Below are 13,183 nucleotides of genomic sequence, written 5' to 3'. Positions count from 1 at the left end.
CGCAACAATGCGGATGAAAACCGGCCCGGCACCTTCGTCTTCGCGGTTGCAGCGACGCGGCGTCGGGCCGCGGTTGACCGGCACCGGGAAACAATGCTTGTTTCGATTGCAACAAGAACTCGGGTGAGGCTTTTCCATCGTGGTCTCTGTTGCTGCCGCCGCGGCGCCCTCGGACAGGGCGATCGTCGTCGAGGACATGCACAAGCGGTTCGGCAAGCTCGAAGTGCTGAAGGGCGTATCGCTGCAGGCCCGGCAGGGCGACGTCATCTCGATCATCGGCTCCTCCGGCTCGGGCAAGAGCACGCTGCTGCGCTGCATCAACCTGCTCGAAATGCCCAATGACGGCCGCGTGTGGGTGAATGGCGAGCTGATCCGGATGCGGAAGCTGCGCTCCGGCGAGGCCGAGCCCGAGGACAGCAAGCAGGTCGACCGGATCCGCGCCTCGCTCGGCATGGTGTTCCAGAGCTTCAACCTGTGGTCGCACATGACCGTGCTCGAGAACGTGATCGAGGCGCCGGTGCATGTGCTGAAGGTGCCGCGCAAGGAAGCGGTGGAGCGCGCCGAGGCGCTGCTGGTCAAGGTCGGCATCGCCGACAAGCGCGACCATTATCCGAGCCACCTGTCCGGTGGCCAGCAGCAGCGCGCCGCGATCGCGCGGGCGCTGGCGATGCAGCCCAAGGTGATGCTGTTCGACGAGCCGACCTCGGCCCTCGACCCCGAGCTGGTCGGCGAGGTGCTGCGGGTGATCCGCCAGCTGGCGGAGGAGGGCAACACCATGCTGCTCGTCACCCATGAGATGCGCTTCGCCCGCGAGGTGTCGAGCCGGGTGATCTTCCTGCACCAGGGGCGGACCGAGGAGGAGGGGACGCCGGCCGAGGTGTTCGACAATCCACGCTCCGAGCGGATCCGCCAGTTCCTTAAAGTGCAACATTGATGGGCACTGCTGCGCCGCAATGCTTGACCACGCGCGGCGATTTCGCGGAAATCGGCCCATCCAACCCGGGACCGCAAGGTCCCTGTTCTGAACGGGAGACTTCATGATGAAGAGCTGGATGTCGCTGGCCGCCGCCGCGGCCCTCGTGCTGGCCGCTGGCGCCGCCTCGGCCGAGACGCTGCGGGTCGGCACCGAAGGCGCCTATCCGCCGTACAACGCCACCGACGCCTCGGGCAAGCTGGTCGGCTTCGAGATCGACCTCGCCAACGAACTGTGCAAGCGCACCCAGATGACCTGCGAGATCATCCAGCAGGACTGGGATGGCATGATCCCGGCGCTGATGAACAAGCGCTACGACGCGATCATGGCCGGCATGTCGGTGACCGAAGAGCGGCTGAAGCAGATCGCCTTCTCCAAGCCCTACAGCACCACCCCGGCCTGGTTCGTCTCGGCCAAGACCGGCGTGCTGAAGGACGCCAAGACCCTGGACGACATCAAGGCCGCGCTCAAGGGCAAGTCGGTCGGCGTGCAGCGCTCGACCATCCACCAGAACTTCCTGGAGCAGAAGATCCCCGGTGTTGAGGTCAAGCTTTACGACACGCAGGACGACCTCAACCTCGACATGCAGAACGGCCGCATCGACGCCGGCTTGGCCGACAGCCTCGGCTGGAAGGACTTCCTGGCCAGCGACGCGGGCAAGGGCTACGACCATTTCGGCCCGGGCCTGACCGGCAAGGACGATCCGATCTTCGGCCTCGGCGTCGGCATCGGCCTGCGCAAGGACGATTCGGCGCTGAAGGCGAAGCTGGACAAGGCGCTGGACGAGGTGAACGCCGACGGCACGATGACCAAGTTGTCGATGCAGTGGTTCGGCATCGACACCTCGATCAAGTAAGGCAGGAACGGGCGCCGGCGGATGCGGTGCCGGCGCCCGGCCCCAACCGGGACCGCAAGTTCCAACGGGAGAGCTTCATGAACAAGATCTGGGTGTCCCTGGTCGGGGCGGCGGCGTTGGTGCTGGCCGCTGGAACGGCCACGGCGGAAACGTTCCGCGTCGGCATGGAAGGGGCCTACCCGCCTTTCAACAACACCGATTCCACCGGCAAGATCGTCGGCTTCGAGGTCGACCTGGTGAACGAGCTGTGCAAGCGCACCGGCATGACCTGCGAGGTCATGCAACAGGACTGGGATGGCATGATCCCGGCGCTGATGAACAAGCGCTATGACGGCATCATGGACGGCATGTCGATCACCGCGGAGCGGCTGAAGCAGATCGCCTTCTCGGTGCCCTACACCGACACGCCTGCCTGGTTCGTCGGGGCCAAGGACGGGCTCCTGAAGAACGCCAAGTCCCTGGCTGACGTGAAGGCGGCGCTGAAGGGCAAGACCATCGGCGTGCAGCGCTCGACCACCCACCAGAACTTCGTCGAAGCGGAGTTCAAGGATACCGAGATCAAGCTCTACGACACCGTCGACGAGCTCAATTTCGACCTGGTCAACGGCCGCATCGATGCCGGGCTGAACGACAGCGTGTCCTGGAGCTCCTTCCTGAACAGCGACGCCGGCAAGGGTTTCACCCATTTCGGGCCGACCATGACCGGCAAGGACAACCCGCTGTTCGGCCAGGGCGTCGGCATCGGCCTGCGCCAGGAGGACAAGGAGCTCAAGGCCAAGCTCGACAAGGCGATCGATTCCATGAAGGCCGACGGATCGTTGGGCAAGCTGGCGGTCCAGTGGTTCGGCTACGACCCGCTGGCCCCCGGCAACTAAGACGGCTCCGGGCGGCCTGACGGCCGCCCGCTCCGTCCCAGGCAGCGGAAAAGCATGCAAGGACTGACCGATTCGCTGCTCCACTGGGCGCAGCTCTTCTCCTGGGGCGACCAGGGCTGGGGCGACGAGTTCGTCCAGGCCGCGGTGATGACCGTGCTGCTCTCCACCGCCAGCTACATCTTCGGCATCGTGGTCGGGCTGATCGCCGCCTGCCTCAAGGTCTGGGGCTGGTTCCCGCTGCGCTGGCTGATGGAGGTCTACACCACCGTCATCCGCGGCGTGCCGGAGCTCCTGATCATCTATCTCCTGTTCTTCGGCAACGAGGCGGCGATCAACGCCATCCTCGGCCTGATGGGCGTCACCGAGCCGTTCCGGCTGAACGAGTTCGTGATCGGCGTCCTCGCCGTCGGCCTGATCTCCGGCTCCTATGCCACCGAGGTGCTGCGCGGCGCCATCCAGGTCATCCCGCATGGCCAGATCGAGGCCGGGCGCGCCTTCGGCATGCACGGCTTCATGGTGTTCCGCCGCATCATCCTGCCGCAGACCATCCGCCTGGCGCTGCCCGGCCTGGGCAACATCTGGCAGCTGATCCTGAAGGACACGGCGCTGGTCTCCGTCGTCGGGGTCACCGAGCTGATGCGCATCAGCCAGGTGGCGGCGCGGTCGACGCGCGAGCCGTTCCCGTTCTTCATCACCGCGGCGGTGCTGTTCCTGGTCATCACCACCTTCTCGACCAAGCTGTTCCGCAAGGCCGAGACGCATTACGACCGCGGCGTGCGGCGGGCGGGCTGAGCATGGATCTCGACCTGATCCTCGACACCTTCGGCCGGCTGCTCGGCGGCGCCCTGGTGACGATCGAGCTGATCGTGCCGGCGCTCGCCCTCGGCGTCGTCCTGGCCATGGTGCTGGCGCTGATGCGGGCGTCCGGCAACGGCATCCTGTCGCGCATCTCCCGCGGCTATGTCTTCGTGTTCCGCGGCACGCCGCTGCTGGTGCAGATCTTCCTGATCTATTTCGGCCTCGGCCAGTTCCGCCCGCTGTGGGAGGCGCTCGGCGTCTGGGACTGGCCGCTGCGCGAGGCCTTCCCCTGCGCCGTGATCGCCTTCGCCATGAACACCGCGGCCTATACCAGCGAGATCATCCGCGGCGGCCTGCAGGCCGTGCCCTTCGGCCAGATCGAGGCGGCGCGGGCCTGCGGCATGTCGCGGTCGCTGGTGTTCCGGCGGATCACCGTGCCGATCGCCGTGCGCCAGGCCCTGCCGGCCTACGGCAACGAGATCATCCTGATGGTGAAGGCCAGCTCGCTGGCCTCGATCATCACCATCATGGAGATCACCGGCATCGCCAAGCAGATCAACTCGCGCACCTTCGCGCCGTTCGAGGTGTTCACCGCCGCCGGCATCCTCTACCTCGCCATGAACTTCGTGGTGGCGCAGGGCATCCGGGCGGTGGAGTGGAAGCTGACCCCGCATCTGCGCCGGCGAAAGCACTGAGCGCGCCGTCCTTGGGAGTAGAGCGCCATTCCCATCTGTCATTGCCGGGCTTGACCCGGCAATCCAGGGGCCACCGAGACCTGCTTTGAAAGCCCCTGGATCCTCGGGTCAAGCCCGAGGATGACAGCTAAATATGGGCTGCAGCTCTGCTAAGCTTCGGCCGATGTTCACCTTCACGCCGCTCCGCCCCGCCGACTTGCCGCGCCTGCGCCTGTGGCTCGCCATGCCGCATGTGCGGGCTTGGTGGGGCGACCCCGACACCGGGATCCGCGAGATCCGCCGACTGATGGCCACGGACTGGGCCGAGCCGATGCTGGTCGCCTGGCAGGGCCGGCAGATCGGCTATCTCCAGGCCTATGACGCGGCCTCGGCGGCGCCCGGTGAGGACGCCGAGCCCGGCAGCTTCGGCATCGACCTGTTCATCGGCGAGCCGAGCTATGTCGGCAAGGGGCTCGGCACCGCCTTCCTCGGCGCCTACACCGACCGGCTGCTGAAGGGCGGGCGGGCCGCGCGCATCCTGGCCCGCCCGGCCCGCTCGAACCACCGCGCCGTCCGCTGCCTGGAAGGGGCGGGGTTCCATCCCTTGGACGATGGTGGCGGCCCGCTGCTGGCGATGGCCAAGGATCGGCCGGGCGCCTAGATCCATCGGACGAGACCAGCGGGAAACTGCCGAGTCGCGGTCGGGCGCGGGCGTGTTATGATTCTCGAAAAGCAAGAACCGACCGAAATCAGAACCAATCGGGGAATCGCCATGAACGTTGCCCGCATTCTGAATGTGAAGGGGAATACCGTCATCCATGTCACGCCGGATCTTCCGGTGGCGCAGCTGGTGACGCTGCTGCGCGACAAGCGCATCGGCGCCGTGCTGGTCAGCGGTGACGGCCGCCACATCGATGGCATCCTGTCCGAGCGTGACGTCGTCCACCGCCTGGCCGACAAGGGGCCGGCCCTCCTCGACGAGCCGGTGTCCGCCATCATGGTGCGCACCGTCATCACCTGCGGCCTCGATGACACGGTGGCCGAGCTGATGGGGATGATGACCCAGCGCCGCTTCCGCCACCTGCCGGTGGTGGACGGGCAGGGGCTGATCTGCGGCATGATCAGCATCGGCGACGTGGTGAAGGCGCGGCTCGACGAGATCGAGAGCGAGGCCGAGAGCCTGCGCGAATACATCACCACCAGCTGACGCGGTCCCAGGGTTGGGGATGGCGCAGCGAAGCGGGAACTGTCGGGCGACGGACCCTGTTCTCCGAATGAACGTCCGCGCCGGCGCCGCCGGCCGGCCGGCTCACAAGAACGAGGTGTCCGACATGTTCGGCAGTCTGCTCCACTGGGCCATCATCTTCCTGATCGTCGCGCTGGTCGCGGCCCTGTTCGGCTTCGGCGGCATCGCCGGCACGGCGATGGCCGGCGCCAAGCTCCTGTTCTGGGTCGCGATCGTGATCTTCGTGATCATGCTCGTCGCTAGCCTGGTCAGGCGCGGCCGACCCTAGACTCGTCGACGGCCGGGCACCCTGACGGGTGTCCGGCCGTTGTCGCGACGATCAGGCCGCTTCGGTCTTGCCCGACTGCGTTCCGCCAAGCGCAGGCCCATAGCCTGCTGAGGGGCTCCAGGCGAGGGGCAGGGCTATCCCACGTCTGTCATTGCCGGGCTTGACCCGGCAATCCAGGGGCCGCCCAGAGCGGCATCGACATTCCCTGGATGCCCGGTCAAGTCCGGCCATGACAATGAAATAGGGATTGTTCTTTGTCCGAGGGCCGTATCAGACCGAGCGTTTCAACGACGACCCGTTATCGGATCGGCCTCTCAAGGGACACAGGTCGTCAGGAGGGAGATGGTGGAGCTGAGCGGGATCGAACCGCTGACCTTCTCATTGCGAACGAGACGCTCTCCCAACTGAGCTACAGCCCCACGAATTCGAACCCGGGCGGTTGGGCATCCCGGCGAACGGCGCGGAATATCGTGCCAGCCCCCCGGCTTGTCAAGCGCCTGATCGGGCCTCCATCGTTTTTCGGCGGCGGTCGTTTGAAACCGTCGGCGGCTCGGATATAAGGGGGCCGGGCCGCAGCCAGGGCGGCCTGATCGGCTCGCAGGCGGGACCATGACGGACTTCATCGGCCAAAAAACGGTCACCCTTTTCGGCGGCACCGGATTCGTCGGCCGCTATGTGGCGCAGATGCTGGCCCAGCGCGGCTGGCGCATCATCGTCGCCTCGCGCCACCCGGACCGGGCGCTGCCGCTGAAGACGGCGGGGGCGGTCGGCCAGGTCGTGCCCGTTTTCGCCGACATCCGCGACGACGGCTCGGTGGCGGCCGCGGTGGCCGGAGCCGATGCCGTGGTCAACCTGGTCGGCATCCTGTTCGAGCGCGGCAAGCAGCGCTTCGACTCCGTCCATGGCGAGGCCGCCGGCCGTGTTGCCCGCGCCGCGGCAGCCGCCGGCGCCACACGCTTCGTGCAGATCTCGGCGATCGGCGCCTCGGCCGACAGCCCGTCCTCCTACGCCCGCACCAAGGCGGCCGGCGAGGCGGCGGTGCGCGCGGCCTTCCCGGGCGCTTCGATCCTGCGGCCGAGCGTGGTCTTCGGGACCGAGGACGGCTTCTTCAACCTGTTCGCCAACCTCGCCCGCACGGCGCCGTTCCTGCCGCTGTTCGGCGGCGGCACCACGAAGTTCCAGCCGGTCTATGTCCAGGACGTCGCCGCCGCGGTGGTCGCCTGCCTGGAGCAGGACGGCACTGCCGGCCAGACCTATGAGCTGGGCGGCCCGCGGGTCTACAGCTTCCGCGAGCTGATGGAGCTGACCCTGAAGCAGACCGGCCGGAAGAAGCGCCTGGTCTCGCTGTCCTGGGGCATGGCGGCGTTCGAGGCGAAGCTGTTCAGCCTGCTGCCGAAGCCGCCGCTGACTCCGGACCAGGTGCTGCAGCTGAAGATCGACAACGTCGTCGCCCCGGGCGCGAAAACGCTGGCCGATCTCGGCATCCAGCCGACTCCGGCCGAGTTGATCCTGCCGAGCTATCTCGACCGCTACCGCCCCGGCGGCCGCTTCGGCAACAGCCAGGCCGCCTGAGCCACCCGTAGGCTGGGTTCGCCAACGGCGAACCCAGCCTACGGCGCTATCCTCCCGTCAACGCCCGCGCCAGGAAGGGCAGGCTCTCATCCATCCGGTAATCGACCGAGGAGTGGTTGTCCGGGAACTCCTCGTAGCGGTGCGTCACGCCCAGCCGTTCCAGCGAGCGGTGCAGCCGCCGGGCGCCATAGACCAGGTTGAACTGGTCGATGTCACCGCAATCGATGTACAGCGCCTTCAGCGACTTCAGCGCATCGGCGTGCCGGTCGGCGAGCAGCGCCGGGTCCCATTCCAGCCAGTTGGCCCAGCGCTCCTCGATCAGCTCGCAGGTGTCGGGGTTGACCGGCAGCCGGATGCCGAGGAACTGCGACGGGTCCGGGTCGTAGGTCGCGGCCATCGCCAGCCACATCAGGATGTGCAGGTCGGCATCCGGGATCTTCTTCGCCGTTTCCAGCGAGGTGATGAAGCGCTCGATCGAGCCCTCGTGCTTGGCCAGCGCCCGCAGCACGTCCGGCATCTCACGCAGATAGGCCAGCTCGAAGGCCATGTCGCCGGAATGGCAGGCCGCCGCGCTCCAGATGTCGGCCCGGCGCATGGCGTGGATGATCGAGCCGTAGCCGCCGGAGCTCTTGCCGAACACGCCGCGCCGGCCGGGCCCGCCGCAGCCGAGCCGCGCCTCCACCGCCGGCAGCATCTCGTCGATGAGGAAATCCTCCCACCGGCCCATGGCGGCGGAGTTGATGTACTGGTTGCCGCCGAGCCGGGTGAAGCAGTCCGGGAAGGCGATCACCACCGGCGGCAGCTTGCCCTCGGCGATCAGCCGGTCGGCCCGCTCCGGCACGTTCTCGCCGAAATTCTTCCAGTTGGTGTGGGCCGGCCCGCCGGCGGTGAAGCCGACCAGGTCGACCAGCAGCGGCAGGCCGTGCCCGTCATGTCCGGCCGGGACGTAGAGGTCGACCCGCCGCTCATGCGGATCGCCCAGCAGGTTGCCCCGCAGCACCTGGCTGTCGATGGTGAAGCTGTCGACCCGCCCGCGCGGGGCGGCGTGGTTCTTGCGCATGCGTTCGCTCCCTTGGATTGTGCCGCCACCCTAGCCCGAGTCTTGGTGGGGCGCACCCCGGGGGCGATCAGAACGGACGCAGCCGGATGGGCTCGGTCGGCAGGGTCTGGCCCGGCTTGACGAAGACGACGACGAAATCGAAGGCTTGCCCGATCACGCCACGCAGCCGCTTGGCGACGCTGAACTCGGTGCGCGAGGTGTCGAGCCCCTGGTACTTCGCCGCCTCGCCCAGGCACCACGCGTCGTCCTTCAGGCAGATCACCGCCAGGCCGCCGCGGCGCAGCCTGTCGGCATCGATCCAGGGCGCGTAGGCCGGGGCGAAGGCGGTGAAGTCGGTCGGGTGGTCCGGGCTGTAGAAGGTGGCGCCCAGGGCATAGCTCTCGCTGCCGGCGACGATCGCCAGCTTCGTGCCGACCTGCTGGCGCCACAGCGCCGTCACCCGTTCGGCCACCAGCCGCCGCGGCTCGGCCGCATGCTCGATGTCGTGCCGCAGGGTCCAGGCGCCGGCGAACGGCGCCGCCGACAGCAGCAGCAGCCCGCCGATGCCGGCCGCCAGCACCAGCCGGTGCAACGCCGCCCGGTCGATCGCCAGCCGCAGCCAGACGATCGCGGCCAGCGGCGACAGGCTGAAGATCGGAATGGCGAACTGGGTGACGATCTTCACCTTGAAGGCCAGCGCGATCGCAACGGTGAGCAGGAACGGGCCGAGGGCGAAGATCGCCAGCGACCGGCGGTCGCCCGTGGATGAAACGGCGGGCCGGTCCTCCGTCGGCATCGTCCGACCGCGCCGCCACAGCCAGGCCAGGGCCGTTCCGAGCAGCGTGTGCAGGGCGACGCAGCCGGCGACGAAGATCCCGGCCTTGCCGAGGATCCTGAGCATGTCGGAATGGCTCTTGCTGGCCATGTATTGCAGCGGGCCGATAGCCGCGTGCAGGTGCCACAGCACATGCGGCGTCATCGCCGCGGCGAACACGGCGATCGCGACATAGGGGGCGGCGCTGGCGAAGAAGCGGCGACGGTCGGGATGGGCCAGCGCCGCGGCCACGCAGCAGGCCAGGATGATGCCGCTGTAGTATTTCGACAGCATCGCCGCGGCCGCCGCCAGGCCCAGCAGGACGGCGCTGGCCAGGTCGCGCCGGTCGAAGGCGCGCAGGAACAGCAGCATCACCAGCGGCCACAGCGACAGCAGCACCGAATTGGCGTTGAAGTTCAGCGACTGGACCGTGACGAAGGGCAGGGCCTCCAGCAGCAGCACCGCGGCCAGCCGCGCCGGGCCGGACAGGTACCGGCCGGCAATGGCCCAGACCGCGGCCAGGCCGATCGCGGCATTGACCGTGGACAGCAGGTAGAAGGCCCATTCGGCGGTCGGGAACAGGCTGAACCAGCCATGCACCACCCAGGCGTAGAAGGGCGGGTGCTTGTAGGTGCCGAGCGGCATCTCCTGCGCCCAGGAGAACGCCTCCGTCATGTCGTTCTGCAGGTCCGACGGCGCCAGGTACAGCAGGCAGAACGCGGTCCACAGCACGACATGCGCCGCCAGCAGCAGCAGGAGGTCGCGGGTCTCGCCGTCGGAACGGCGGAGCGGGGCGCTGAGCGCGATCGACATCGGGTTCGACGGAGGGCAATGGAACCGGCCCCGAGCGGTTAGGCCCGGGTTGGGGGCAGTGTCCAATGACCTCTTGGTAAGCCGTCGGCCGCCCCCAACCGTCATTGCGAGGAGGCGAAGCCGACGAAGCAATCCAGGGGCCGGTGCGAGCGGCCCTGGATTGCTTCGCTGCGCTCGCAATGACGATCCGGGAGGGGTCGGCCGTCTGAGGGTCAGATCTCCCCGATCTCGTAGGCCGTCTCGTAGCCGCCCGGCACGGCGCTTTCGAGCAGCGGCTGCACCCGCGCGATGTGCTCGGTGAAGCGCGGGTCCTGGCGGAAGCGCTGGGCGTCCTCGACGGTCTCGAAGGCGGTCACCAGCACGACGCTGCGGCCGTCGAGCGACCGGAACAGCCGACCGCCACGCAGCCCCTGGACCTGGCCGCGGACTCGGTTCTGCTGGGCCAGCTGCAGCTCCATGAACTCGTCGAACCGGTCGGGCTTCGGCGTGATCACGCTGATCGAGACATAGGGTTTGGTCATGTTCGGCTCCGGATGAAGGAGCTACCCTGCTAAAGGTTCAAGCCGGCTTGAGGTCAAGGCCGGAAATGCCAATTGCAGTAGTATTACCGGCTGCTGTCGTTCATGATACGTTCTATGAGCATGGCGCAGACCGACGAGATCAAGCCGACCGATTCCGACATGCATTGGACGGGATGGGCGCTGGATGCGTTGCGCGAGCTGGTCCAGTCCGACCTGCGCACCAAGCGGATGATCGAGCGGCAGCAGGACAGGACGCCCGCGGGGCGGGACACGCCGGATTTCGGGCTGACGCAGTCGCGGCTGTCCCGGTCGGTGCGGCTGTCGCTGGCGATGACCGAGCGGATCCGCACCGACTATCTGATGCGCCGGGAAAAGCGCAAGGCATCGGGCGAGCAGGAGCGCCGGCGGCAGCGCCGGGAGCAGGCCGCGGAGGCGGTGGTCCAGGCGGTGACGCGGCCCGACGACGCCGACGACATCGAGCGCGTGCGGAAGCTGGTGCGGGAGAGGCTGGTCGAGGACGAGATCCTGGACGTGCAGATCGACACGCTGTCGCCGGAGGAGTTCCTGCAGGCGGTGTGCCGCAAGATCGGCCGCCCGCCGCACCCGATCCGGCAGCCGCAGGGCTGCGACGATGGCGTTGAGGCGACGGCCGATGACGGCCTCGCCGATCGCGAGCCTGCAGAGGATTGGCCCCTGGCGCCGGACGAGTCCTCCGCCGGCCGGCCCCTGTCCAAGCCGCCGAAACCGGACAGCAGCTGAGCGCTGGTGCGGCGCGACCGCGTAGGTTGGGTTCGCCTTCGAACCCAACATCTCGCCGCCGCGCCATGGCCTGTTGGGTTCGCTTGCCGCGAACCCAACCTACGAGTCTCGGACGGTTTTCCCTCTCCCGTTTACGGGAGAGGCCGGAGGCGCTTGCGCCTCCGGGTGAGGGGATTTTGTCGAGGTCGGGACCAACCCTCACCGGGCCGTCCTGCGGACGTCCGACCTCTCCCGCCAAGGGAGCACTTCTCCTTCCATTCCTTCGGAACAAGCGACATTCGCGAAGGCAATTTATCAACATGATTCTCCGATAATACCGAATCGGTCCTAATTTCCTTGAAACAATCATGCCGAAACGCCTCTCTAGCTGCGAACGGCTCTTAACAACGCGCAATTAGTCAACAAAGGTGACCTAATTGCAAAAAACTGCTCGCCATGGATTTCCGAATTCCGTAAATGTCGCCTCGGCCCCATCGCTGCGGGCTGTTCGACTCCGTGTGACGAGGGGCCGCCCATGGCGACGACGAAGATGCTGCAGTTCGTGAAGACCGCCGGCGAGATGCCGTCGAAGCGCGCTGCCGAGACTCGCCGCCACGACTGGCTCGAGGTCTACGGCCCCTATGTCCGGCAGAAGGCCGAGGAGCAGTCGTCGCGCTGTTCGCAATGCGGCGTGCCGTTCTGCCAAGTGCATTGCCCGCTGCACAACAACATCCCGGACTGGCTGAAGCTGACCGCCGAGGGCCGGCTGGAGGAGGCGTACGAGATCGCCTCTTCCACCAACTCGATGCCCGAGATCTGCGGCCGGATCTGCCCGCAGGACCGGCTGTGCGAGGGCAACTGCGTGATCGAGCAGTCCGGCCACGGCGCCGTCACCATCGGCTCGATCGAGAAGTACATCACCGACACCGCCTGGGCCGAGGGCTGGGTCAAGCCGCCCACGCCGCTGCGCGAGCTCAGCCAATCCGTCGGCATCATCGGCGCCGGCCCGGCCGGCATCGCCGCCGCCGAGCAGCTGCGCCGGCTCGGCTACCAGGTCCATCTCTACGACCGCTACGACCGGGTCGGCGGGCTGCTGATCTACGGCATCCCCAGCTTCAAGCTGGAGAAGGAGGTCGTCGCCCGCCGGGCGCAGTGGCTGGCCGATGCCGGCATCACCCTGCACCTGAACTTCGAGGTCGGCCGCGACGCCACGCTGCAGGAGTTGCGGTCGCGCCATGACGCGGTGCTGATCGCCACCGGCGTGTACAAGGCGCGCGACTTCCAGGCCCCGGGCTCCGGCCTCAAGGGCATCGTCGCCGCGCTCGATTACCTCACCGCCTCGAACCGCACCGGCCTCGGCGACGACGTGCCGGAATTCGCCGACGGCACGCTGAACGCCGCCGGCAAGCGGGTGGTGGTGATCGGCGGCGGCGACACGGCGATGGACTGCGTCCGCACCGCCGTGCGCCAGGGCGCCGTCTCGGTGAAGTGCCTGTACCGCCGCAACCGCGCCAACATGCCGGGCAGCCAGCGCGAGGTGCACAACGCCGAGGAGGAGGGCGTGGAGTTCGTCTGGCAGGCGGCGCCGGAGGCGTTTCTCGGCGATGCCGCCGTCACCGGCGTGCGCGCCCATTCGATCCATCTCGGCGTCGCCGACGCCACCGGCCGCCAGAGCCCGATGGTGATCGAAGGGTCGGCCCACACCATCGAGGCCGATCTGGTGGTCAAGGCGCTGGGCTTCGACCCCGAGGACCTGCCGACCCTGTTCGACGCGCCGGGCCTGCCAGTGACCAAGTGGGGCACTGTCCGGGTCGACCACAAGACCATGATGACCGCGGTCGACGGCATCTTCGCCGCCGGCGACATCGTGCGCGGCGCCAGCCTCGTCGTCTGGGCCATCCGCGACGGCCGCGACGCCGCCGCCGCGATCCACAGCCACCTCGCCGCCAAGGCCGCCGTTCCGGCGGTCGCGGCGGAATAAGCGCGGGGAGCCAGC

At 67.8% G+C, this 13,183-nt stretch carries 14 protein-coding genes and 1 tRNA gene; 11 read left to right on the top strand and 4 right to left on the bottom strand.

Translation table 11 applies throughout. The features are described from left to right. Positions 1–196 precede the first annotated feature (196 nt). The 8 genes from AB4Z01_RS17665 (at position 197) to AB4Z01_RS17630 (ending at position 5,690) form a co-directional block, all read left to right on the top strand. A complete protein-coding gene (locus tag AB4Z01_RS17665; RefSeq protein WP_441695882.1) occupies positions 197–934 on the top strand; it encodes an ABC transporter ATP-binding protein in 738 nt (245 codons plus the stop codon). A 103-nt stretch (positions 935–1,037) separates the two neighbouring features. Then, the gene (locus AB4Z01_RS17660; RefSeq protein WP_441695854.1) at positions 1,038–1,829 is read left to right on the top strand and encodes a transporter substrate-binding domain-containing protein; all 792 of its coding nucleotides are present in this window, start codon (positions 1,038–1,040) and stop codon (positions 1,827–1,829) included. Between the two features lie 77 nt (positions 1,830–1,906). After that, a complete protein-coding gene (locus AB4Z01_RS17655; RefSeq protein WP_441695853.1) occupies positions 1,907–2,704 on the top strand; it encodes a transporter substrate-binding domain-containing protein in 798 nt (265 codons plus the stop codon). Between the two features lie 54 nt (positions 2,705–2,758). Further along, on the top strand, positions 2,759–3,496 hold the full coding sequence (locus AB4Z01_RS17650) for an ABC transporter permease (RefSeq protein ID WP_441695852.1): 738 nt from the start codon (positions 2,759–2,761) through the stop codon (positions 3,494–3,496). Positions 3,497–3,498: 2 nt separating this feature from the next. Beyond that, a complete protein-coding gene (locus AB4Z01_RS17645; RefSeq protein ID WP_441695851.1) occupies positions 3,499–4,197 on the top strand; it encodes an ABC transporter permease in 699 nt (232 codons plus the stop codon). A gap of 163 nt (positions 4,198–4,360) precedes the next feature. Beyond that, on the top strand, positions 4,361–4,837 hold the full coding sequence (locus AB4Z01_RS17640; RefSeq protein WP_441695850.1) for a GNAT family N-acetyltransferase: 477 nt from the start codon (positions 4,361–4,363) through the stop codon (positions 4,835–4,837). A 111-nt stretch (positions 4,838–4,948) separates the two neighbouring features. Further along, the gene (locus AB4Z01_RS17635; RefSeq protein ID WP_441695849.1) at positions 4,949–5,383 is read left to right on the top strand and encodes a CBS domain-containing protein; all 435 of its coding nucleotides are present in this window, start codon (positions 4,949–4,951) and stop codon (positions 5,381–5,383) included. A 136-nt stretch (positions 5,384–5,519) separates the two neighbouring features. Then, entirely contained in the window at positions 5,520–5,690 is a 171-nt protein-coding gene (locus AB4Z01_RS17630; RefSeq protein WP_441695881.1) for a DUF1328 domain-containing protein, read from the top strand. A gap of 343 nt (positions 5,691–6,033) precedes the next feature. On the opposite strand, the gene AB4Z01_RS17625 is transcribed toward AB4Z01_RS17630, so the two are convergent. Next, a tRNA-Ala gene (locus AB4Z01_RS17625) sits at positions 6,034–6,109 on the bottom strand. A gap of 190 nt (positions 6,110–6,299) precedes the next feature. On the opposite strand from AB4Z01_RS17625, the gene AB4Z01_RS17620 reads away from it, so the two are divergent. Continuing rightward, positions 6,300–7,262 (top strand): complex I NDUFA9 subunit family protein, encoded by a 963-nt coding sequence (locus AB4Z01_RS17620; RefSeq protein WP_441695848.1) that lies wholly within the window; start codon positions 6,300–6,302, stop codon positions 7,260–7,262. A gap of 46 nt (positions 7,263–7,308) precedes the next feature. Here the strand turns inward: AB4Z01_RS17620 and AB4Z01_RS17615 are convergent, their stop codons facing one another. The 3 genes from AB4Z01_RS17615 to AB4Z01_RS17605 all read right to left on the bottom strand — a co-directional run bounded on the left by AB4Z01_RS17615 (position 7,309) and on the right by AB4Z01_RS17605 (position 10,449). Beyond that, on the bottom strand, positions 7,309–8,322 hold the full coding sequence (locus AB4Z01_RS17615) for an alpha/beta hydrolase (protein ID WP_441695847.1): 1,014 nt from the start codon (positions 8,320–8,322) through the stop codon (positions 7,309–7,311). Between the two features lie 67 nt (positions 8,323–8,389). Then, positions 8,390–9,928 carry a glycosyltransferase family 39 protein gene (locus tag AB4Z01_RS17610; protein WP_441695846.1) on the bottom strand — a complete coding sequence of 513 codons (1,539 nt, stop codon included), beginning with the start codon at positions 9,926–9,928 and terminating at the stop codon, positions 8,390–8,392. 212 nt (positions 9,929–10,140) lie between these two features. Beyond that, positions 10,141–10,449, bottom strand: coding sequence for a putative quinol monooxygenase (locus AB4Z01_RS17605; RefSeq protein ID WP_441695845.1), 309 nt, complete (start codon positions 10,447–10,449; stop codon positions 10,141–10,143). Between the two features lie 114 nt (positions 10,450–10,563). On the opposite strand from AB4Z01_RS17605, the gene AB4Z01_RS17600 reads away from it, so the two are divergent. Next, positions 10,564–11,208, top strand: coding sequence for a hypothetical protein (locus AB4Z01_RS17600; RefSeq protein WP_441695844.1), 645 nt, complete (start codon positions 10,564–10,566; stop codon positions 11,206–11,208). Between the two features lie 514 nt (positions 11,209–11,722). Further along, positions 11,723–13,168 (top strand): NAD(P)-dependent oxidoreductase, encoded by a 1,446-nt coding sequence (locus AB4Z01_RS17595; protein WP_441695843.1) that lies wholly within the window; start codon positions 11,723–11,725, stop codon positions 13,166–13,168. Positions 13,169–13,183 lie beyond the last annotated feature (15 nt).

Origin of the sequence: Inquilinus sp. YAF38, from assembly GCF_052113205.1 — a bacterium.
Lineage (GTDB): Bacteria > Pseudomonadota > Alphaproteobacteria > DSM-16000 > Inquilinaceae > Inquilinus.
The sequence above is the reverse complement of the archived record's forward strand: the minus strand, read 5'-3'. Positions and strand labels throughout refer to the sequence as shown.

What these genes read in the sequence shown, in the direction of transcription:
- AB4Z01_RS17660 (WP_441695854.1), top strand. Translation starts at nt 1,038, where the DNA reads ATGATGAAGAGCTGGATGTCGCTGGCCGCCGCCGCGGCCCTCGTGCTG.
- AB4Z01_RS17640 (WP_441695850.1), top strand. Translation starts at nt 4,361, where the DNA reads ATGTTCACCTTCACGCCGCTCCGCCCCGCCGACTTGCCGCGCCTGCGC.
- AB4Z01_RS17645 (WP_441695851.1), top strand. Translation starts at nt 3,499, where the DNA reads ATGGATCTCGACCTGATCCTCGACACCTTCGGCCGGCTGCTCGGCGGC.
- AB4Z01_RS17615 (WP_441695847.1), bottom strand. Translation starts at nt 8,322, where the DNA reads ATGCGCAAGAACCACGCCGCCCCGCGCGGGCGGGTCGACAGCTTCACC.
- AB4Z01_RS17650 (WP_441695852.1), top strand. Translation starts at nt 2,759, where the DNA reads ATGCAAGGACTGACCGATTCGCTGCTCCACTGGGCGCAGCTCTTCTCC.
- AB4Z01_RS17610 (WP_441695846.1), bottom strand. Translation starts at nt 9,928, where the DNA reads ATGTCGATCGCGCTCAGCGCCCCGCTCCGCCGTTCCGACGGCGAGACC.
- AB4Z01_RS17655 (WP_441695853.1), top strand. Translation starts at nt 1,907, where the DNA reads ATGAACAAGATCTGGGTGTCCCTGGTCGGGGCGGCGGCGTTGGTGCTG.
- AB4Z01_RS17635 (WP_441695849.1), top strand. Translation starts at nt 4,949, where the DNA reads ATGAACGTTGCCCGCATTCTGAATGTGAAGGGGAATACCGTCATCCAT.
- AB4Z01_RS17620 (WP_441695848.1), top strand. Translation starts at nt 6,300, where the DNA reads ATGACGGACTTCATCGGCCAAAAAACGGTCACCCTTTTCGGCGGCACC.
- AB4Z01_RS17605 (WP_441695845.1), bottom strand. Translation starts at nt 10,449, where the DNA reads ATGACCAAACCCTATGTCTCGATCAGCGTGATCACGCCGAAGCCCGAC.
- AB4Z01_RS17595 (WP_441695843.1), top strand. Translation starts at nt 11,723, where the DNA reads ATGGCGACGACGAAGATGCTGCAGTTCGTGAAGACCGCCGGCGAGATG.
- AB4Z01_RS17665 (WP_441695882.1), top strand. Translation starts at nt 197, where the DNA reads ATGCACAAGCGGTTCGGCAAGCTCGAAGTGCTGAAGGGCGTATCGCTG.
- AB4Z01_RS17600 (WP_441695844.1), top strand. Translation starts at nt 10,564, where the DNA reads ATGAGCATGGCGCAGACCGACGAGATCAAGCCGACCGATTCCGACATG.